General features: G+C 71.1%; 17 protein-coding genes. 7 read left to right on the forward strand and 10 right to left on the reverse strand.

Annotated elements, in window-relative coordinates:
* Positions 1-4: 4 nt before the first annotated feature.
* Both ACYQ8Q_RS29335 and trhA read right to left on the reverse strand, forming a co-directional pair.
* Positions 5-1,573: an MFS transporter gene (locus tag ACYQ8Q_RS29335; RefSeq protein ID WP_460068897.1), complete on the reverse strand. Its 1,569-nt coding sequence runs from the start codon at positions 1,571-1,573 to the stop codon at positions 5-7.
* 133 nt (positions 1,574-1,706) lie between these two features.
* Positions 1,707-2,420: a PAQR family membrane homeostasis protein TrhA gene (gene trhA / locus ACYQ8Q_RS29340; RefSeq protein WP_460068899.1), complete on the reverse strand. Its 714-nt coding sequence runs from the start codon at positions 2,418-2,420 to the stop codon at positions 1,707-1,709.
* A gap of 337 nt (positions 2,421-2,757) precedes the next feature.
* Here trhA and ACYQ8Q_RS29345 point away from each other — a divergent pair, with 337 nt between their 5' ends.
* The gene (locus tag ACYQ8Q_RS29345) at positions 2,758-4,581 is read left to right on the forward strand and encodes a phosphoenolpyruvate carboxykinase (GTP) (RefSeq protein WP_460068901.1); all 1,824 of its coding nucleotides are present in this window, start codon (positions 2,758-2,760) and stop codon (positions 4,579-4,581) included.
* A gap of 216 nt (positions 4,582-4,797) precedes the next feature.
* Here ACYQ8Q_RS29345 and ACYQ8Q_RS29350 read toward each other — a convergent pair whose 3' ends face one another.
* The gene (locus ACYQ8Q_RS29350; protein ID WP_460068904.1) at positions 4,798-5,226 is read right to left on the reverse strand and encodes a GtrA family protein; all 429 of its coding nucleotides are present in this window, start codon (positions 5,224-5,226) and stop codon (positions 4,798-4,800) included.
* A gap of 61 nt (positions 5,227-5,287) precedes the next feature.
* Between ACYQ8Q_RS29350 and ACYQ8Q_RS29355 the strand changes: the two genes are divergently transcribed.
* A complete protein-coding gene (locus ACYQ8Q_RS29355; RefSeq protein WP_460068907.1) occupies positions 5,288-6,310 on the forward strand; it encodes a glycosyltransferase family 2 protein in 1,023 nt (340 codons plus the stop codon).
* On the opposite strand, the gene ACYQ8Q_RS29360 is transcribed toward ACYQ8Q_RS29355, so the two are convergent.
* From ACYQ8Q_RS29360 to ACYQ8Q_RS29375, 4 genes are all read right to left on the reverse strand, one after another.
* Entirely contained in the window at positions 6,229-7,500 is a 1,272-nt protein-coding gene (locus tag ACYQ8Q_RS29360; protein ID WP_460068909.1) for a glycosyltransferase 87 family protein, read from the reverse strand. The genes ACYQ8Q_RS29355 and ACYQ8Q_RS29360 overlap by 82 nt on opposite strands.
* Positions 7,497-8,117: a tetratricopeptide repeat protein gene (locus ACYQ8Q_RS29365; protein ID WP_460068910.1), complete on the reverse strand. Its 621-nt coding sequence runs from the start codon at positions 8,115-8,117 to the stop codon at positions 7,497-7,499. Before ACYQ8Q_RS29365 ends, ACYQ8Q_RS29360 begins: the two co-directional genes overlap by 4 nt.
* A gap of 157 nt (positions 8,118-8,274) precedes the next feature.
* Positions 8,275-8,715 carry an SCO4983 family protein gene (locus ACYQ8Q_RS29370; RefSeq protein ID WP_460068913.1) on the reverse strand — a complete coding sequence of 147 codons (441 nt, stop codon included), beginning with the start codon at positions 8,713-8,715 and terminating at the stop codon, positions 8,275-8,277.
* A gap of 58 nt (positions 8,716-8,773) precedes the next feature.
* On the reverse strand, positions 8,774-9,985 hold the full coding sequence (locus ACYQ8Q_RS29375; RefSeq protein WP_460068914.1) for a pyridoxal phosphate-dependent aminotransferase: 1,212 nt from the start codon (positions 9,983-9,985) through the stop codon (positions 8,774-8,776).
* 125 nt (positions 9,986-10,110) lie between these two features.
* Here ACYQ8Q_RS29375 and ACYQ8Q_RS29380 point away from each other — a divergent pair, with 125 nt between their 5' ends.
* Positions 10,111-10,767, forward strand: coding sequence for a hypothetical protein (locus ACYQ8Q_RS29380; protein ID WP_460068917.1), 657 nt, complete (start codon positions 10,111-10,113; stop codon positions 10,765-10,767).
* Positions 10,768-10,885: 118 nt separating this feature from the next.
* Here the strand turns inward: ACYQ8Q_RS29380 and ACYQ8Q_RS29385 are convergent, their stop codons facing one another.
* Positions 10,886-11,830, reverse strand: a complete 945-nt coding sequence (locus ACYQ8Q_RS29385) for an alpha/beta hydrolase family protein (protein WP_460068920.1) — start codon at positions 11,828-11,830, stop codon at positions 10,886-10,888.
* 200 nt (positions 11,831-12,030) lie between these two features.
* On the opposite strand from ACYQ8Q_RS29385, the gene ACYQ8Q_RS29390 reads away from it, so the two are divergent.
* The gene (locus ACYQ8Q_RS29390; RefSeq protein ID WP_460068923.1) at positions 12,031-12,894 is read left to right on the forward strand and encodes a S1 family peptidase; all 864 of its coding nucleotides are present in this window, start codon (positions 12,031-12,033) and stop codon (positions 12,892-12,894) included.
* A 94-nt stretch (positions 12,895-12,988) separates the two neighbouring features.
* Here the strand turns inward: ACYQ8Q_RS29390 and ACYQ8Q_RS29395 are convergent, their stop codons facing one another.
* On the reverse strand, positions 12,989-14,599 hold the full coding sequence (locus ACYQ8Q_RS29395) for an N-acyl-D-amino-acid deacylase family protein (RefSeq protein WP_460068925.1): 1,611 nt from the start codon (positions 14,597-14,599) through the stop codon (positions 12,989-12,991).
* A 14-nt stretch (positions 14,600-14,613) separates the two neighbouring features.
* Positions 14,614-15,882, reverse strand: a complete 1,269-nt coding sequence (locus ACYQ8Q_RS29400) for an amino acid deaminase (RefSeq protein ID WP_460068927.1) — start codon at positions 15,880-15,882, stop codon at positions 14,614-14,616.
* Between the two features lie 139 nt (positions 15,883-16,021).
* Here ACYQ8Q_RS29400 and ACYQ8Q_RS29405 point away from each other — a divergent pair, with 139 nt between their 5' ends.
* Genes ACYQ8Q_RS29405 through ACYQ8Q_RS29415 form a run of 3 tightly spaced genes read left to right on the forward strand, consistent with a single transcriptional unit; the run spans position 16,022 to position 18,953 of the window.
* A complete protein-coding gene (locus ACYQ8Q_RS29405) occupies positions 16,022-17,047 on the forward strand; it encodes a sugar kinase (RefSeq protein ID WP_460068929.1) in 1,026 nt (341 codons plus the stop codon).
* A gap of 32 nt (positions 17,048-17,079) precedes the next feature.
* Positions 17,080-17,691 (forward strand): IS607 family transposase, encoded by a 612-nt coding sequence (locus ACYQ8Q_RS29410; RefSeq protein WP_460073538.1) that lies wholly within the window; start codon positions 17,080-17,082, stop codon positions 17,689-17,691.
* Positions 17,688-18,953, forward strand: a complete 1,266-nt coding sequence (locus tag ACYQ8Q_RS29415) for a zinc ribbon domain-containing protein (protein ID WP_460068932.1) — start codon at positions 17,688-17,690, stop codon at positions 18,951-18,953. Before ACYQ8Q_RS29410 ends, ACYQ8Q_RS29415 begins: the two co-directional genes overlap by 4 nt.
* Positions 18,954-18,970: the final 17 nt, after the last annotated feature.

The raw sequence follows: 18,970 nt of genomic DNA on the forward strand, positions 1-18,970 counted from the left end.
ATTCTCAGGCATCCGCCTTGTGCGCGGCCACGTCGGGCCGCGGGCTGCCGGTGCGGCGGGCCGCCGTGGTCCCCGGCAGGAAGGCCGCCGCCATGAGGGCCGAGACCAGGGCGGCGATCCCGCACACCAGCAGGGCCAGGGTCATGCCGTGCACATACGCGTCGTTCGCGGAGGCGGCGAGGTGGGCCGCGTTCCCGGGGCTCGCCTTCTCGGCGACGATGTGCGCGGCGACGACCGAGTCCCGTGCGGTGTCGGCGGCCCCGGCGGGCAGGCCGGTGACGTCGAGGCGGTCGCGGAAGGCGCCCGAGAGCAGGGAGCCGAGCAGGGCGATGCCGATCGCGGCGCCGACCTGGCGCAGGGTCATCAGCAGCCCGGAGCCGCTGCCGGCCCGGTCGGCGGGCAGGGCGCCGAGGGCGCCGTCCATCGCGGGCACGATCGCGAATCCGAAGCCGAAGCCGGTGATCGACAGCCACAGCGCGGTGAAGCCGTAGCCGGAGTCGACCGTCGTGCGGGTGCCGAGGAGCGCGGCGAAGGCCAGCACCATCAGGCCGGCGCTGACGACGGCACGCGGGCCGAACCGGGCGACGACCGGCTGGGCGGCCCGGGAGGCGACCAGCAGTCCGCCCATCAGCGGCAGCAGCCGTACGCCGGTGCCGAGGGCGTCGTTGCCGAGGACGGCCTGGAGGTACGGGGGCAGGACGAACATCAGGCCGGACAGGACGAACATGACCAGGGTCGCGGCGAGCGCGTTGAACAGGAAGCCGCGGTCGGCGAGCAGCGCCATGTCGAGCATCGGCCGCTCGACGCGCCGCTCGCGCAGCACCAGGGCGGCGATCAGGGCGACGGCGGCGCCGAACACGGCGAGCACCAGCGGGTCGCCCCAGCCGCGGGTGGGCGCCTCGATGATCGCGTAGATGAGCGCGCCGAGGCCGCCGGCGGTGAGCGCGGTGGACAGGGTGTCGACCCGCGGGGAGGCGGGGTCACGGGTCTCGGGGAGCAGCAGGACGCAGGCGGTGATGCCGATCGCGGCCATCGGCACGTTGACCAGGAAGACCGAGCCCCACCAGAAGTGGTCGAGGAGCCAGCCGCCGATGATCGGGCCGAGCGGCAGGCCGAGCGCGGAGGCGGCGGAGATGACGCCGATGGCCTTGGTGCGCTCGTCGGGGCCGAAGAGCGAGGGCAGCACGGACAGGGCGAGCGGGGTGACGAGCGCGCCGCCGATGCCCATGAAGGCACGGGCCGCGACGACCCAGTTCACGTCGTCGGCCAGCGCGCCCAGCAGGGAGCCGGCCAGGAAGATCCCGAGTCCGGTGATCAGCATCCGGCGGCGGCCGAAGCGGTCGCCGAGGAGGCCGGCGGGGAGCATCAGCGCCGCGAAGACGACGACGTACGCGTCCGCCATCCACTGCTGCTCACCGGTGGTGGCGCCGAGGTCGCGCGCCATCGTCGGGAGCGCCACGTTGAGGATGGTCATGTCGAAGCCGAGCGTGAGCATGCTGGCGACCAGGGCCGCGAGGGCCCACCAGCGGCGGGGGTCGCGCCCCGCCTCGGAAGCGTTCGTGACAGTAGCCATGAAATGAGAGTAACTCTCAAAACATAGTGAGTGTCAATTCTTCTGGGGGTGCGGACCGAAACCGTGAGGGTGCGGGCATGAAAAAAGGGCCGCGGCTCGGAAGCCGTGGCCCTGAGAAGGCTGAAAACCGACGCTACGCGTGTTGGTACGCCACCAGCGAGATGCCGACATAGTGGACGACGAACGCGGCGAGCGTGAACGAGTGGAAGACCTCGTGGAAGCCGAACCACCGAGGTGAGGGGTTGGGCCGCTTGATGCCGTAGATCACGCCGCCCGCGCTGTAGAGGACCCCGCCGACGACGACCAGGACCAGCACCGCGATACCGCCGGTGCGCATGAAGTCCGGCAGGAAGAAGACGGCCGCCCAGCCCATCGCGATGTAGCAGGGGGTGTAGAGCCAGCGCGGGGCGCCGACCCAGAAGACCCGGAAGGCGATGCCCGCGAGCGCCGCGCCCCAGATGCCCCACAGCAGCCACTGGCCCTTGGCCTCCGGCAGGAGCAGCAGGGTCAGCGGGGTGTAGGTGCCCGCGATGATCAGGAAGATGTTGGCGTGGTCGAGACGGCGCAGGATGCCGTCCATGCGCGCGTTCCAGTTGCCCCGGTGGTACAGCGCGCTCACGCCGAACAGCAGGCAGGCGGTGAGCGCGTAGATGCCGCAGGCGATCCGGCCCCGGGTGGAGTCCGCGAGGGCCGTGAGGACCAGGCCCGCGATCAGCGCGGCCGGGAACATGCCGAGATGCAGCCAGCCGCGGAGCTTGGGCTTGATCTCGTGCGGCAGGGGGAGCCCGAGAGGACCGCGGCCGTCGGCCGGCGTGTCGGTGGGCGCGTCGGGGGCGGGCGCAGTCATGGGCCGAATCGTACCTACGGAACCGTAAGTTACGGGCCGGTCCCGGGGGTTCGGGGGCGAAGAGTGGCCATCATCTCACGGTGCCGCACCGAAAGCCGTAAAAGGTTCACTCAAAAGAATCTTCTGCTGAACGTCAAGTGGACGCAAAAAGGCGCGGTTATGCGTGGCGATCCTCACTCCGCTCACCTGTGACGCCTTCTGGACAGATGGGCGCGGGCGTCGGATGATCAGATGAGTGCGGTCGGCACCGGATGAGCGCTGAAGATCCAGTCGCCGGGCATCCGGGCCGCAGCCCCCACGGGGCCTCCAACAAAAAACCCCTCATCTAGGAGCGATCGTGGCGCGCGACATCGCGGCTCCCACCGTCATCCCGACCAACCACCAGGAACTGATCTCGTGGGTGAACGAGATCGCCGAACTGACACAGCCGGACAGCGTGGTCTGGTGTGACGGATCCGAGGCCGAGTACGAGCGCCTGTGCGGGGAGCTCGTCGAGAAGGGCACCTTCCGCAGGCTCGACCCGATCAAGCGACCCAACTCCTACTACGCCGCTTCCGACCCGACCGACGTCGCGCGGGTCGAGGACCGGACGTTCATCTGCTCCGAGAAGGAGGAGGACGCGGGCCCCACGAACCACTGGAAGGCCCCCGCCGAGATGCGCGAGATCTTCGCCGGTGAGCAGGGCGTCTTCCGCGGCTCGATGCGCGGCCGGACGATGTACGTCGTCCCGTTCTGCATGGGTCCCCTCGGCTCGGACCTCTCCGCGATCGGCGTCGAGATCACCGACTCCGCCTACGTCGCGGTCTCCATGCGCACCATGACCCGCATGGGACAGCCCGTCCTGGACGAGCTCGGCTCCGACGGCTTCTTCGTCAGGGCCGTGCACACCCTCGGCGCGCCCCTGGCTCAGGGCCAGGCGGACGTTCCGTGGCCGTGCAACTCCACCAAGTACATCTCGCACTTCCCCGAGAGCCGGGAGATCTGGTCCTTCGGCTCCGGCTACGGCGGCAACGCCCTGCTCGGCAAGAAGTGCTACGCCCTGCGCATCGCCTCCGTCATGGCCCGTGACGAGGGCTGGCTGGCCGAGCACATGCTGATCCTCAAGCTCACCCCGCCGCAGGGCGAGTCCAAGTACGTCGCCGCCGCGTTCCCGTCCGCCTGCGGCAAGACCAACCTCGCCATGCTGGAGCCCACCGTCTCCGGCTGGACCGTCGAGACGATCGGTGACGACATCGCCTGGATGCGCTTCGGCGCGGACGGCCGGCTGTACGCCATCAACCCCGAGGCCGGCTTCTTCGGCGTCGCGCCCGGCACCGGCGAGCACACCAACGCCAACGCGATGAAGACGCTGTGGGGCAACTCCGTCTTCACCAACGTCGCCCTCACCGACGACAACGACATCTGGTGGGAGGGCATGACGGAGGAGACCCCGGCCCACCTCACCGACTGGAAGGGCAACGACTGGACCGCGTCCTCGGACGTCCCGGCCGCCCACCCCAACGCCCGCTTCACCGTCCCGGCCTCGCAGTGCCCGATCATCGCGCCCGAGTGGGAGGACCCCAAGGGCGTGCCGATCTCGGCGATCCTCTTCGGCGGCCGGCGGGCGAGCGCGGTTCCGCTGGTGACGGAGTCCTTCGACTGGAACCACGGGGTCTTCCTCGGCGCGAACGTCGCCTCCGAGAAGACCGCCGCCGCCGAGGGCAAGGTCGGCGAGCTGCGCCGCGACCCGTTCGCCATGCTGCCGTTCTGCGGCTACAACATGGGCGACTACATGGGCCACTGGGTCGACGTCGCCAAGGGCAAGGACCAGGCGAAGCTCCCGAAGATCTACTACGTCAACTGGTTCCGCAAGAACGACGAGGGCAAGTTCGTCTGGCCCGGCTTCGGCGAGAACAGCCGCGTCCTGAAGTGGATCGTCGAGCGCCTCGACGGCCGCGCCGAGGGCGTCGAGACCCCGATCGGCATCCTGCCGGCCAAGGGCGCCCTGGACACCAAGGGCCTCGAACTGGCCGACGCCGACCTGGAGTTCCTCCTCACGGTCGACAAGGAGGTCTGGCGCGAGGAGGCCGCCCTGGTCCCCGAGCACCTCAACACCTTCGGCGAGCACACCCCGAAGGAGCTGTGGGACGAGTACCGCGCCCTGGTGCAGCGCCTGGGCTGACGCCCGCCCCGGGTCCGAAGGGCCCTCCACGAACGCCGCGGCCGGCTGCCGATCGAGCCCTGACCAGCAATATCGTCACGGCCGGCCGCGGTGACAGCACCACAGACCGGCGAGGTTCCGCACAACGGCGTGCGGAACCCTGGGCCTGTCGTCACCACCCCGTCCGCCCCGACGGGGAGGCGACGACAGGCCTTCGCCCGTTTCGGGAGACCCCGCTCAGACGGCCTTCGCGAACACCCACCACCGCAGCAGCGTGAAGCGCAGTACCGTCGCGGTCCCGTTGGCCACGATCAGCGCGGCGATCTCCACGCGCGGCGCGTCCGACACCATCCGGTGCACCAGGGCGAGGGCGCCGCTGCTGAGCGCGAGCCCGGCGAGGAAGGCCACCAGCCCCTGGAGCTGGTGCCGGGCGACCCCCTCCTTGCCGCGGACCCGGAAGGTGAACCGGCGGTTGGCGGCGGTGTTCGCCACGGCCGTGGCGAAGAGCGCGAGCAGATTGGCGAGCTGCGCGTCGAGCACCGGCCGCAGCACCGCGAACAGTCCGAGATGCGCCAGCGTGGACAGCACGCCGATGACCGCGAACACGGGAAGCTGCCGGGCGACCCCTGCGGTCCGGGGTGCGTGTGTCTCTACGCGCTGAGCCATTCCAGCATCGTACGGTAAGTAAGCAAATACTACCGTAAGTGAGCATGAGGCTGTGATCCGCATGTCATCAGTCGCGTCATCGGTCGCGTCATCGGTCGCGTCATCGGTCGAACTGTCGGTCGTGATTCCGATGTTCAACGAGGAAGAGGCACTTCCGGCCCTGGCGGAGCGGCTGCGGCCGGTGCTCGACGGGACGGGCGAGACGTACGAGGTGGTCGCCGTAGACGACGGTTCCACGGACGGGACGGTCGGTCAACTCACCCGGCTGCGCGCGCACTGGCCCCAGCTGAGGGTGGTGCGGCTGCGCCGCAACAGCGGACACCAGGCCGCGCTGACCGCGGGACTGCACCATGCCCGCGGCCGCTACACCGCGAGCCTCGACGCCGACCTCCAGGATCCCCCGGAGAAGATCCCGGAGATGCTCGCCCTGGCCCGCTCCCGGCACCTCGACATCGTCTACGGCGTGCGCGGCAACCGCTCCAGCGACACCGGCTTCAAACGCCGCAGCGCCGGCCTCTACTACTGGCTCGTGCGCCGGGTGGTCGGCGGTCATGTCTCGGCCCAGGCGGGCGACTTCCGGCTGCTGTCGCGCGAGGCCCTCGACGCCCTGAAGGCCCTGCCCGACCAGCCGCAGGTCTACCGGCTGCTCATGCCCTGGTTCGGCTTCCCCAGCGGGGAGATCACCTACCGCCGGGACCCCCGGGTCGCCGGCCGCACCAAGTACCCCCTGCGCAAGATGGTCCTGCTCGCGGTCGACAGCGTCATCGGCTTCTCCGTCGCCCCGCTGCGGCTCGCCGTCTGGCTCGGTGTGCTCGCCTTCGCCGTCTGCCTCGGCATGCTCGCGTACACCCTGGCCGTGTACGCCGCGGGCGACACCACCCGCGGCTGGACCTCCCTGATCATCGCGGTCCTCTTCGTCGGCTCCGTCCAGCTCATCTGCCTGGGGGTCGTCGGCGAGTACATCGGCCGCATCTACACCGCCGTGCAGCGGCGGCCGACCTATTACGTCGCCGACGACACCGCCACGGCCACCGCCCCCGGCGCGGCCGTCACGTCCGGGCCGGCTCGGCCGCGGTCGGGCTGAGGAGCGGGGCGCAGCTCGCGGGCGGTCGTCCGCAGCAGCGTGATCGAGGCCAGCAGCGTCAGCGCCGCGAACGCGGGCAGCGACATGTACGCGGCCAGCGCGGCGGAGTTGCACTTCACATAGCTGCCGCAGGAGGCGAGCTGCACCAGCACCGGCACGTACCAGAGCCGCCGGGGCAGGGCGAACGCGGCGACCACCGTGAGCACCTCGGCGGCGTAGAAGTACCGCTCGTGCATCGAGGGCAGCACATACGGCACCAGGAGTGCCGAGCAGGCGGCCAGCAGCACCACCCGGGTGTCCGTGAGCCCGGCCCTGGGGGAAGCCGGGTCCCCCGCGTCCGGCCGGGCGCGCCACAGGGACCGGATCACGAGCCCGGTCAGCAGCACCACCAGCACCCCCGCGACGAGCACGCCCGCCGTGCGGACGCCGTCGGTGTCCGTGCCGTCGGGCACCGACGCGAACGCGTACACGGACGGCGCGTTGACGGACAGCTGGTGGTACGTCCCCGTCTGCCGTGCGTACACCGTCAGCAGCCGCCAGGGATCGGCGCCGAGCAGCAGCGCCGGGACGTCGAGGGCGAGGTACACCCCGGGAACCGCCAGCAGGCTCCGCCACGGCACCCGCCCCAGCACCACCATGACCAGCAGGAACGGGAAGAGGAACACGGCCTGGAACTTGACCGCCAGCGCGATCCCGAAGAAGGCGCACGCCCACCACGGCCGCCGGCCCAGCAGCTGGTGGATCCCGCCGAGCAGGAAGACCGCGTAGACACCGTCGCACTGCCCCCACCAGCCGCTGTTGGTGACGACGGTGGGCAGCAGGAGCACCGCCGCCGCCGCGCCGTAGGCCGCCCAGGTGGAGGCGGGCCGCAGCCGGGCCACGATCCGGAAGGCGTAGTACGCCAGCGCCAGATCGGCCAGGATCGAGATCCACTTGATGCCGGCCAGCGCCGACACGGGCAGATGGGTCAGCCCGGCGAGCAGATAGAGGTAGGGCACGTTGTAGTCGGAGAAGCCGGGGTCGGCGAGGGCGGCGAAACCGCCGTGGCTCTCCAGGTGCCGGTACCAGGGGTCGAGGAAGGTGACGTAGTCACCCGACTTGTAGGGCAGCAGGAAGACCCGGGCCGCGAGGGCGGTCGCCACCAGGGTGTACACGGCCAGTACCCGTACGGTGCGGTCGTTCGTCGTCATCGGGGGCTCCCTGCCGGGCTCGGTGCGGGTGCGGGGCGCACGGAGGCCCGGAAGGACTCCGGGACCTGGGAGAGGAGTGCGGGGTCGGCCGTCACCGCACTGCGGAATTCCTCGGCGGCCTCCCGGTTCCGGTTCTTGCGGACCCAGAGATCCCCGAGCTGCAGATGGGCCGTGGCCGCCCCGGGATCGGCGCCGACGGCCCTTTCCAGGAGTCCCATCGCGAGATCGGGGTCGCTCGCTTTCAGCAGGAGCGCCTCGTTGTAGAGGGCCGAGGGGAATGCCGGATCGATTTTCAGGGCCTTTTCGTAGGCCCTGCGGGCATCGGCGGTCCGGCCGTCCTGGTGCGCGACCACGCCCAGGTTGTACCAGGCGGTCTTGTTCCGTGGCTCCAGGGCGAGGACCACGCCGTAGAGCCGGGAAGCGCCTTGGGGATCGTTGTTCTGCTGCGCCGCGATGCCCGCTTGCAGCAGGGCATCGGCGCTCGGGGGAGTCCGCTCCGACGACGGCGTCCCGGAATCCGGGAGCGCCGCCGCGCACGCCAGGACCGACCACGACAGCAATCCGGTGGCAACTGCAGCCGCACCGGAGAGCACTACCAACAATTGCCTGCTTTTCACCGCGTCGACGTTACGAGGCGCTGACGGTGGCACAGGTGTGCGCGGGCACTCGGGGCGCGCAGTCCACCCGAATGCAGGCGGGCAAAAAATATGGCGCCCGGTCCGCGCGTCGCTGCGGGTGCACGCGGACCGGGGCCGTAGGGGGGACCCCGCAGGGTCAGCCGGCGGTGCTCAGCTCCTGCTCCTCCGCCAGCGCGGCGGCATGGGCGTCCATGCGCTCCGCCGCGAGGATCGCCGCCTTGGTGTCCGCGCGGGACGCGGCGACGACCAGGGCGCGGCCCGCCAGGGAGTGCGCCCGCTGGTGCAGTGCCGCGAGCCGGGACTCGCGGGCGGCCGAGGTCGCCGCGCGGGCCGGCGTCCGTCCGCCCCGCAGCCGGGTCACCTGCTGCGCGAGCCGCGTGGCCGCGCTGTCGAGGTCCGCGGACGGCGCCGGCCCACGCAGCTCGTCGGTGACGGCGAGCAGGGCCGAGAGGTGTCCGGCGAGCTGGATGTCCAGCTCCTCCTCGCGGGAACGGTGGGGGAAGTCGGACGTGGTGCCGGCCATCGTGCTGTGGACGGACCCCTTGTGGGAGGGAGGGGTGCGGTTCGGCTCGTACATGAGGATGGCCTCCTGTGCTCTGACAGGAAGCCATCCTAGCTTAGATTTCGTCTAAAGTTCAGGGCTGGCCGTAGCCGTCCAGGAAGCGCGAGATCCGGCCCATCGCGTCCCGCAGATCCGTCGCCGTCGGCAGGGTCACCACCCGGAAGTGGTCCGGCTCCGGCCAGTTGAAGCCGGTGCCCTGGACGACCATGATCTTCTCCTGGCGCAGCAGGTCCAGGACCATCTGCCGGTCGTCCTTGATCTTGAAGACGGTCGGGTCCAGACGCGGGAAGAGATACAGCGCGCCCCTCGGCCGTACACAGGTCACGCCCGGGATCTGCGTCAGCAGCTCGTACGCCGTGTCCATCTGCTCCTTGAGCCGCCCGCCCGGCAGCACCAGGTCGTTGATGGACTGCCGTCCGCTGAGCGCGGCCACCACGCCGTGCTGGCCCGGCATGTTGGCGCACAGCCGCATGTTCGCCAGGATCGTCAGGCCCTCGATGTAGGAGTCGGCGTGGGCGCGCGGACCCGAGATCGACATCCAGCCGACCCGGTAGCCGGCCACCCGGTAGGCCTTCGACATCCCGTTGAAGGTGAGCGTCAGCAGATCCGGGGCCACCGACGCGGTCGGCGTGTGCGTGGCGCCGTCGTACAGGATCTTGTCGTAGATCTCGTCGGAGCAGACGAGCAGATTGTGGCGCCGGGCGATGTCGGTCAGCCCCCGGACCATCGCCTCGTCGTACACCGCGCCCGTCGGGTTGTTGGGGTTGATGATGACGATCGCCTTGGTGCGGTCGGTGACCTTGCGCTCGACATCCGCGAGGTCGGGCATCCAGTCCGACTGCTCGTCGCAGCGGTAGTGCACGGCCGTACCGCCGGACAGGGACACGGCGGCGGTCCACAGCGGATAGTCGGGCGACGGCACGAGCACCTCGTCGCCGTCGTCCAGCAGGCCCTGCATCGCCATCACGATCAGCTCGGAGACGCCGTTGCCGATGAAGACGTGCTCGACGTCCGTCTCGATGCCGAGGGTCTGGTTGTGCATGACGACCGCGCGGCGCGCGGCGAGCAGGCCCTTGGCGTCGCCGTAGCCGTGCGCCGTCGAGACGTTGCGGAGGACGTCCTCCAGGATCTCCGGCGGGGCCTCGAAGCCGAAGGCGGCCGGGTTGCCGGTGTTGAGCTTGAGGATGCGGTGCCCCGCCGCCTCCAGGCGCATCGCCTCCTCGAGAACCGGGCCCCGGATCTCGTAACAGACGTTGGCGAGCTTCGTCGACTGGATCACCTGCATGTCAGGGAGCTTACGGCCCGGTAACGCCCCGTGGGGCGTGTTTTCCACCACGCGAGACGGGTGATTTGGTCTGTTATCGCCGGTCACTGTCCGACGGGCCGTACTTCTCCCTACAATGCGCGGCCATGTCCAGGCCAGGCGAGAGCGGCGCACCCCAGGTGCGGCCGATCGTGTTCCACCCGGACGCCGGGGCCGACCCGGCGTCGTACGAGCAGTACGCCGACCCGGCGACCGCGCACGGGTGGCAGAACGCGTACGACGAGACCCAGCAACTGCCCCGCGTCCCGATGCCGCCCGCCGACGGGCCGGCCGTCTTCACGGGGGAGCCGGTGGCGGGCGGCCGGGCGGACCGCCGCCGCGCCGCGCGCCGCACGGGCGGCGGGCGCTCGCGCCGGGTGGTGTTCGCGGCGGGGGCCGTGGGCGCGGTGTCACTGGCGGCGCTGGTGGCGGGGATGTCGTTCACCTCGGGCTCCACACCGAGCGGGGGGCAGGACAAGCGTGGCGACACGCGTTCGGCACCCGACGACACGGTGAGCCCCTCGGGCGCCCCGAGTGTCACGTCCACGTCGGCGGGCGAGTCGGTGTCCCCCGGTGCGGGCGTGTCCCCGTCCGCCGGTTCCACGACGTCCAGCGCGCCCTCCGTCACCTCCTCGGCCCCGGCTTCCGGTGGAGCGGCGGCGACGGGTACCCCCTCCGTGACCGCCACCCGGTCCTGGAGCGTCCCGGGCACCACGGGCAACCAGGGGCGAGGTCACGGGAAGGGCGGGGGCAAGTCCCGCTGAGCGCGGGGTGCGCCGCCGGTCGTCTGCGCTCGCGTCGTGGCTGGTCGCGCCCCGCGGCGGAGCCGCATGTCGATACGGCCCCGCGCCCCTTCAGGGCGCTCCGCGCCCTTCCCGGGGCCTACTTCGATTCCACGCGGCCGAGCGGTTCCGGGGTGGCCGCGAGCGACTCACACGCCGACCGCCAGGCCGGGTCCCCCCGGTACAGCTCGCTGCGCAGGTAGGCCCAGGTGAGGTGCTGGACCGCCGACACCCGCTCGGGGCTCTCGTCCGTGGTCTCGGCGACGTCGTAGCCGGAGACGCCGCCGAGGCCGTGCTCCCCGCCGAACAGGGTGAGCAGGGACTTGCGGCCGGGGGAGAGGACGTAGGGGTCGGCGTGCCAGTCCGGGCCCGTGACCGTCAGATGCGCGGAGTCGTCCCGGTCGCCGACGACCACCAGTGCCGGCGTGGCCATCTTCGAGAAGTCCGTGGTGGAGAAGAAGGGCCAGTTCTCGGTCACGAACGGGGTGAGGGCGTCGCCGCCCCGGCCGACCGAGGCCAGCAGGACGCCCGCCTTGATCCGGGGCTCGGTCAGGTCCACCTCCGTCCCGTCGTCGGGGTCGGTGAGCCGGGCGCCCAGCAGCAGGCTCGCCGTGTGCCCGCCCATCGAGTGCCCGGCCACGGCGACCCTCTCCCGGTCCAGGCGCCCCGCGAACTGCGGAGCGGCGGCCTCGATCTCGTCGAGCCGGTCGAGGATCAGGGTCATGTCCTCGGCGCGGGAACGCCAGAACAGGGGTGCCCCGGGGGTGTCGGGGTCCAGGGTCAGGCTCCGGGAGCTGAGGTGCGTGGGCTGGACGACCGCGAAGCCGTGCGCCGCCCAGTGGTGGGCGAGCGGCGCGTAGCCGTTCAGCGAGGAGAGGTGGTTCGAGTGGCCCTGGCCGTGCGACAGGAGGACGACCGGCAGATCGTCCCCGGTCAGCGGTGCCGTGACGCGCACCTGGAGATCCACGGGCCGGTCCGGGGTGGACAGGGTCACGGGGCCGACCGAGACGACGGGGGCGGGTGAGGGGTGGGTCGATGTGCGCATGGTGGGGGCCTCCAAAAGCGGAACGCTGTCCCGTTTAATATACGGAACCGTGTCCCGTTTTTGCAAAGCGCGGGTTCGCGCCAACTCCCGTCCGGAAACAACCGCTTGCCCCTCCGTGCATCCGTACTAAGAATGCACATGACAAAACAGCGGGCGGCCGGAAGATCTCCGGTCGCCTCGTCGTAAGAGGGGACCCCCACATGAGAAAGCCTCTCGTCGCCGCGCTCACCGCCCTGGCCATCGCCGGGATCGGAGCGGCACCGGCCGTCGCGGCACCCGCGGCCAAGGCGGACAGCAAGGCGGACACCCGGGCGGCCGCACCCACGTTGCAGGCCGTCACCCTCGCCGGGACCGTCGCGCTCAGCAACTGTTCCGGTTCGGTCATCCGCTTCCCGAACTCCCTGGACACCGACCCGGCGCTGGTGCTCAGCAACGGCCACTGCCTGACGTCCGGCTTCCTGGACCCGGGCGAGGTCCTCACCAACCAGACCTCCACCCGCACCTTCGGGCTGCTCAACTCCTCCGGCACCCGTGTCGCGACCCTGCGCGCCAGCAAGCTCGCCTACGCGACGATGACGGACACGGACGTGTCGATCTACCAGCTGACCAGCACCTACGCGACGATCCAGAGCTCGTACGGGATCTCCGCGCTGACCGTGCAGGACACCCACCCGACCGCGGGCACCGCCATCACCGTGGCCTCCGGCTACTGGAAGACGCTCTACAACTGCAACATCGACGGGTTCGCCTACCGCCTCAAGGAGGGCGACTGGACCTGGAAGGACTCCGTCCGCTACACCTCGGCCTGCCAGACCATCGGCGGCACCTCCGGCTCGCCGGTGATCGACCAGTCCACCGGCAAGGTTGTCGCGGTCAACAACACCGGCAACGAGGACGGCGAGAGCTGCACGGTGAACAACCCCTGCGAGGTCAGTGAGAGCGGCACCGTCACCGTGCGCGAGGGCATCAATTACGCCCAGGAGATCTACCAGATCCCCGCCTGCTTCACGACGGGCAACCAGCTCAACCTGAGTGCCAGCGCGTGCGTGCTTCCTAAGCCGTAGCGCTCCGCCGGGTCGGACGGTTTCGGCTGCGGGTGCGTGGGGGCTGGTCGCGCAGTTCCCCGCGCCCCCAAGGCGCCTCCGGCGCCCCGGGGCGCTACAGAGGCGTGCGTCGAACGGCTCGGCCCGCCATCGCGTCCGTTCGGCGGCCGTCCTCGATCACGAAGCGGCCGTCGACCAGGAGGTGCGGGATGCCCGTGGGGAGGGTGCGCGGGGTGGCGTAGGTCGCGCCCGCCGCCACCGTCGCCGGGTCGAACAGGACCAGGTCGGCGCGGTACCCCTCGCGGACCAGGCCCCGGTCGGGCAGGCGGAGGCGGGCCGCCGGGCGGCCGGTCAGGTGGGCCACGCACTCCTCCAGGGAGAGGAGGCCCAACTCCCTTACGTAGTGGCCGAGGTAGTGCGGGAAGGTGCCGTAGGCGCGCGGGTGCGGTTTGGCGCCGTGCAGCACACCGTCCGAGCCGCCCGTGTGGACGCGGTGGCGCATGATGGCGCGGACGTTCTCCTCATGGCCCACGTGCTGGAGGATCGTCGGGCCGAGGCCGTCGTCGAGCAGCAGCCGGCGGGCCGTCTCCCAGGGGGCCTCGCCGCGCAGGGACGACGACTGAAGGACCGTACGGCCGACGAAGCCGCCCAGCGCCGGGTCGGTCACCCCGGAGATCTCGACGGTGTCCCAGTCCACCGGCACCCCGTGGCAGCCGTCCGCGCCGGTCACCTCCAGGTCGTGGCGGATCCGCTCGGCGGTCCCGTCGTCGGCGAGGCGGCGCAGGATCTCACCGGGGCCGCCCTCGCTCGCCCAGCTCGGCAGCAGGGCCACGAGCGTGGTGCAGCCGGGCGTGTAGGGATAGGTGTCGAGCGTGAGGTCCGCGCCGGCGTCGAGCGCCTCGTCGAGGAGGGCCAGCAGGTCCGGCGCCCGCCCCTGGTTCACCCCGAAGTTCAGGGTGGCGTGGGCGAGGTGCAGGGCGCAGCCCGCCTCCCCGGCCAGCTTCACCATCTCCGCGTACGCCTCCAGCGCGCCCGCCCCGTAACTGCGGTGGTGGGGACAGTAGTAGCCGCCGTAGCGGGCCACCACCCGGCACAGCTCGGTCAGTTCGGCGTTCTCGGCGTACATCCCGGGGGTGTAGGTCAGCCCCGACGACAGACCGACCGCGCCCTGCTCCAGACCCTCCGCCACCAGCTGCCGCATCCGGTCCAGCTCACGGGGCGTGGCCGGGCGGTCCTCCCAGCCGACGACGAGGGCGCGGACCGTGCCCTGCGGGACCAGGTAGGCCGCGTTCACCGCGACGCCCCGGTCGAGCCGGTCCAGGTACTCGCCCACCGAGCGCCAGTCGAAGTCGATGTCGTCGCCGGTGCCGTTCCAGCCGGCGATGGCCCGGCGGACCTCGCCCAGGGTGCGGTCGTCGACCGGGGCGTACGACAGCCCGTCCTGGCCCAGGACCTCGAGCGTCACCCCCTGTGCGGCCTTGGCGCTGTGGTCGGGGTCGCGCAGCAGGGCCAGGTCGCTGTGCGCGTGCATGTCGATGAAGCCGGGGGAGAGGACCAGCCCCTCCGCGTCCAGCTCCCGTACCGCCTTGGGCCGTTGACAGCCCGCCGCCGCGGCCTCCTGGACGATCGCGACGATCCTGCCGCCGTCGACCACCACGTCCGCGCGGTAGGAGTCCGCGCCGCTGCCGTCGACGACCTCCGCGTCCCGGATGACGAGGTCTTCCATGCCCGGCCCTCCGCTCAGAAGAAGGTGCGGATGTACTCGACGACCGTGCCGTCCGCCCGCGCGACCGGGATCAGCGGCCACTTGTCGAACGAGGTGCACGGATGGGAGAGCCCGAGCCCGACCCAGTCGCCGACCTCGACGTCCGCCTCCCCGGTGGTGCGCAGCCAGGCGTGCTGGTCGGACAGGGCGGTGACCGACACCCCGGTGGCCGGGCGTTCCGCACCGTCGCGCCGGACCACCTGGGCGAACGGCAGGTCCAGGTCGTGGGCGGCGTCGCGCTTGCCCGCGTTGACGAACGCCTGGTCGGGGCAGGGCCGGGAGACGACCTGTGTCCACAGCCGGAACGCGGGCTCCAGGGCGCCTTCCTCCGGCACCCGGTTGAACGGGGTGAGCCGGCGGTAGTGACCGTCGTCGTGCGAGACGTACGCGCCGGAGCGCAGCAGCCTCAGCACGGGGGAGGACAGCTCGGGGATCTCCGCGAACACCTCGGCGACCGCGTCGAACCAGGCGCTCCCGCCCGCGCTGACGACGATCTCCGCCACCCCCGCGAACCGGCCCGCCTTGTCGAAGTCGGCGGCGAGCGCCACCAGTCGGCGCAGCCAGGCCCGCACCCGCTCCCCGTCGGCCCGCGGCACCTCGCCCTCGTACCCCGCGACCCCCACCAGCCTGAGGGTCCCCGTGGCGGCCACCGCGTCCGCGACGGCCGCGCACTCCTCATCCGTACGGACCCCGGTGCGGGCGCCCTCCCCGGCGGCGAGCTCGACGACGACGTCCAGCGGGCGGGCGGCCCCGGCGAGCGCCGCGTCCATCAGCTCGACCCCGCGCACGGAGTCGACATAACAGACGAGACGGAAGTCCGGGTCGGCGTCCAGCTGTCCGGAGATCCAGCGCAGGGCCGCCGGGTCCACCAGCTCGTTCGCGAGGAACACCCGCCCGACGCCGTACGCCCGCGCCACCCGGACCTGGTGCGGGACGGCGAGCGTGATGCCCCAGGCGCCGTAGTCGAGCTGCCGCCAGAAGAGCTGGGGCGCCATGGTCGTCTTGCCGTGCGGGGCGAAGGCGAGACCGTGCCGGGTCGCGTACGTCTCCATCAGGCGCAGATTGTGTTCCAGGCGCTCGGCGGAGAGGGCGAGCACCGGGGTCGTGAAGCCGTCGGTGAAGAGATTGCGCCGCTGGGCGGTCAGCTCGGCGACGGTGAGGCCGTCGGCGTCCGGCGGGAGGCCCTTGAAGCGGTGGTCGACTGCTTCCTCCGCGAGGCGGGCGAGCGCTTCCGTACCGGACACGAGGCCTCCCAGATCGAGTGTGTTGCATTCTCTGCAACAAGCGTTGCGTATGCCGCTTACCGCTGTCTAACATCCACGCCAATGCCGGGTCAATGGCGGCGCCGTGACCCTCCGCCCTCGACGAGGAGCTACGACCATCGTGACTGCCCCCGACGTCGTGGACGTCGTCGCGCTCGGCGAATCCATGGTCACGTTCCTGCCCAGCCGCCCCGGCCGACTCGCCGACGTGCCCTCCTTCGAGCGGGCGATCGGCGGCGCGGAGTCCAACGTGGCGTGCGGGCTGGCTGCCGCCGGCCATGCGGTGAGGTGGGTCAGCCGGGTCGGGGTGGACGGGTTCGGCGATCACCTCGTCGAGACCATCGGTTCGTACGGGGTGGACGTGACGTCCGTGCGGCGCGACCCCGACCGCCCGACCGGCGTCTACTTCCGCACCGCCGGGGACCGGGCCACCGACGCCCACGAGGTGGCGTACTACCGCGCCGGGTCCGCGGCCTCCGCGATGTCCGTCGACTCCGTCGACCTCGATGCCGTACGGGCCGGCCGGATCCTGCACCTGTCCGGCATCACGGCCGCGCTGTCCGCGGACTGCCTGGGACTGCTGCGTGAGCTCACCGCCCCCCGGCCCGGCCGGCCGCTCGTCTCCTTCGACGTCAACCACCGGCCCCGGCTGTGGCTGGACGGCAACAGCCCCCAGGTGCTGCTGGAGCTCGCGCGCGGCGCCGACCTCGTGTTCGTCGGCGAGGACGAGGCGGAGGAGGTGTGGGGACTGAGCGGCGTCGACGCCGTGCGCACCGCGTTCCCCGACCCCGAGGTGCTCGTCGTCAAACAGGGGGAGCACGGGGCGACCGTCTTCGACCGGGGCACCGTCCTGCACGTCCCCGCCCCGCACGTCGACGTCGTCGCCGCCGTCGGAGCCGGGGACGCCTTCGCCGCCGGATTCCTCTCCGCGACCCTGCGCGGACTGCCCGTCCGGGACCGGCTGCGGCACGGCCACCTCATGGCCGCCGCCACCCTGACCGTCCCGGGCGACCTGGCCGTCCCCCCGACCCGTGACCACGCCGACCGCCTCGTCGCCCTCGACGACCGGGCGTGGGGGACACTTCGACTCGGCCCCGGCTGGACACGAGCCGCGGCGGCCCCGGAGGAGGCGGTGCCTAGTGGCTGATTCTTGCCCACTCTTGCTCAGAGTTGTGCATGATGGTCATCATGTACCGGATTGGCGAGTTCGCGCAGCGTGTCGGGCGGTCTCCTTCCACCGTGCGCCGGTGGGAGCGAGAGGGCCGTATCGTGGCGCGTCGGACCACGTCCGGGCAGCGGTACTTCACCGACGCCGATGTGCGGCGGGTGCTCCAGCCAGGGTTCGACGAGTCGGCCCGCAGGACGGTTGTGTATTGCCGGGTGTCGTCACCGGGGCAGAAGGACGATCTCGCCTTGCAGGTGGACGCGATGGAGGAGTTCTGCCGGGGCCGTGGCCTGGCCGTGGACGAGTGGGTCCGCGAGGTCGGCGGCGGCATGAACCTCGGGCGGGAGAAGCTGCTCGCGCTGATGGATGCCATCGAGCGGGGGGAAGTCGCCACGCTGGTCGTCGCGCACAAGGACCGGCTGGCACGGTTCGGCTTCGAGTACCTGGAGCACGTCGCGGGGAAGAACGGCTGCCAGATCATCGTCGCGAACCAGGAATCCCTGTCCCCGCAGGAAGAGATGGTTCAGGACCTCCTCGCGATCGTGCACGCCTTCTCATGCCGTCTGTACGGCCTGCGCCGCTACGAGAAGACCCTCAAGGACGAGCTCACCGGCGGCAGCCGGTGAAGGTCACCCGCATCGCCTACAGCCACCGCCTCAACACCGGGAAGTACGCCCAGCTCGCCGAGCAGGCCCGCCGCCTCGGCCGTGTCCGCGCCATGGTGTGGGCCCGGTACGGCTCACCCGTCCGGGACGGCATCAAGGACCGCACGATCCGCGATCAGTGGATGGCCGACGGCACCGCCGACACCTTCGGCGTACTCGCCAACGCCTGGAAGGAGACCGTCCGCGACGCGGTCGCCGACATCACCGCGCACCGCGAGGCGGGAAAGGTCAAGGTACGCAAGACCGTCCACCGCCGCTACAAGGACGAGACGCAGCGCAAGAAGGCGTACACCGACCTCAAGTACGGGCGCTGGCAGGACACGGTGTTCCTGGCACGGAAGATGCGCCAGTACGTCCAGCACGGCGTGAGCCGGACCCCGAACCAGATCGTGGTCCGCTCCGACCAGTACAACACCTGGACCATGGCCGACGGCAATGTATGGATCGACATCCCCGGACTCAAACGCAGGCAGAAGATCGCGATCCCGCTGAACACCAAGGTGGCCCCCACCGGGACGCTGCGGCTGATTCTCCGCAGCGGGCGCGTCGAGGTCCACTACGCCATCGACTGCCTCAAGACCAAGAACGCCCGCCGGGCCAAGATCCGGTCCATTGCGGAGAAATCCCGCGAGCAAGGCGACCAGGCAAAAGCCGACCGGATCGAACGGAACAATCTCGGCACGGTCAAGCGCAGCAGGCGCCGCTCCAGGTTCGAGACTCGCGTGCGCACCGTCACCTTCACCGCCGTCCACGCCGTCATCGACAAGGCGAACCACGTCGTCGCCGAAGACCTCACCCGGCCCTTCTCCTCCCCGCGCAAACTGGGAAAGAACACCAACCGCCGCCTCGCCGCCTGGACCAAGGGCGTCACGGCTGAGGCACTGGCAAGCGTGTCGGAGCGCAGAGGTTCTGCGCTGACGCTGGTCAACGCGGCCTACACGTCACAAGTCGTCCCCTGCTGCCGGATCCTCGGCAAGCGCTCCGGGGACCGGCTTCACTGCACCCGGTGCGGGGACGTGTGGCAAGCAGACCACGCGGGAGCGATCAACATTCTGGAACGAGACGGAGACCCCGACATCTCCCTGTACACCCCGCACACGCGGGTCAAGCAGCTCATTCAGGAACGGGCCGATCGCCGCCGGACCAGACTGCCGGTCCAGGACTCCAGCCCCACAGGGCGGAGAGCGAATCATCCGATCCGAGCAGCAATGCTCAAGGATTAGGAAGCAGGTACGCACCC

This window comes from Streptomyces sp. YKOK-I1, assembly GCF_054660435.1.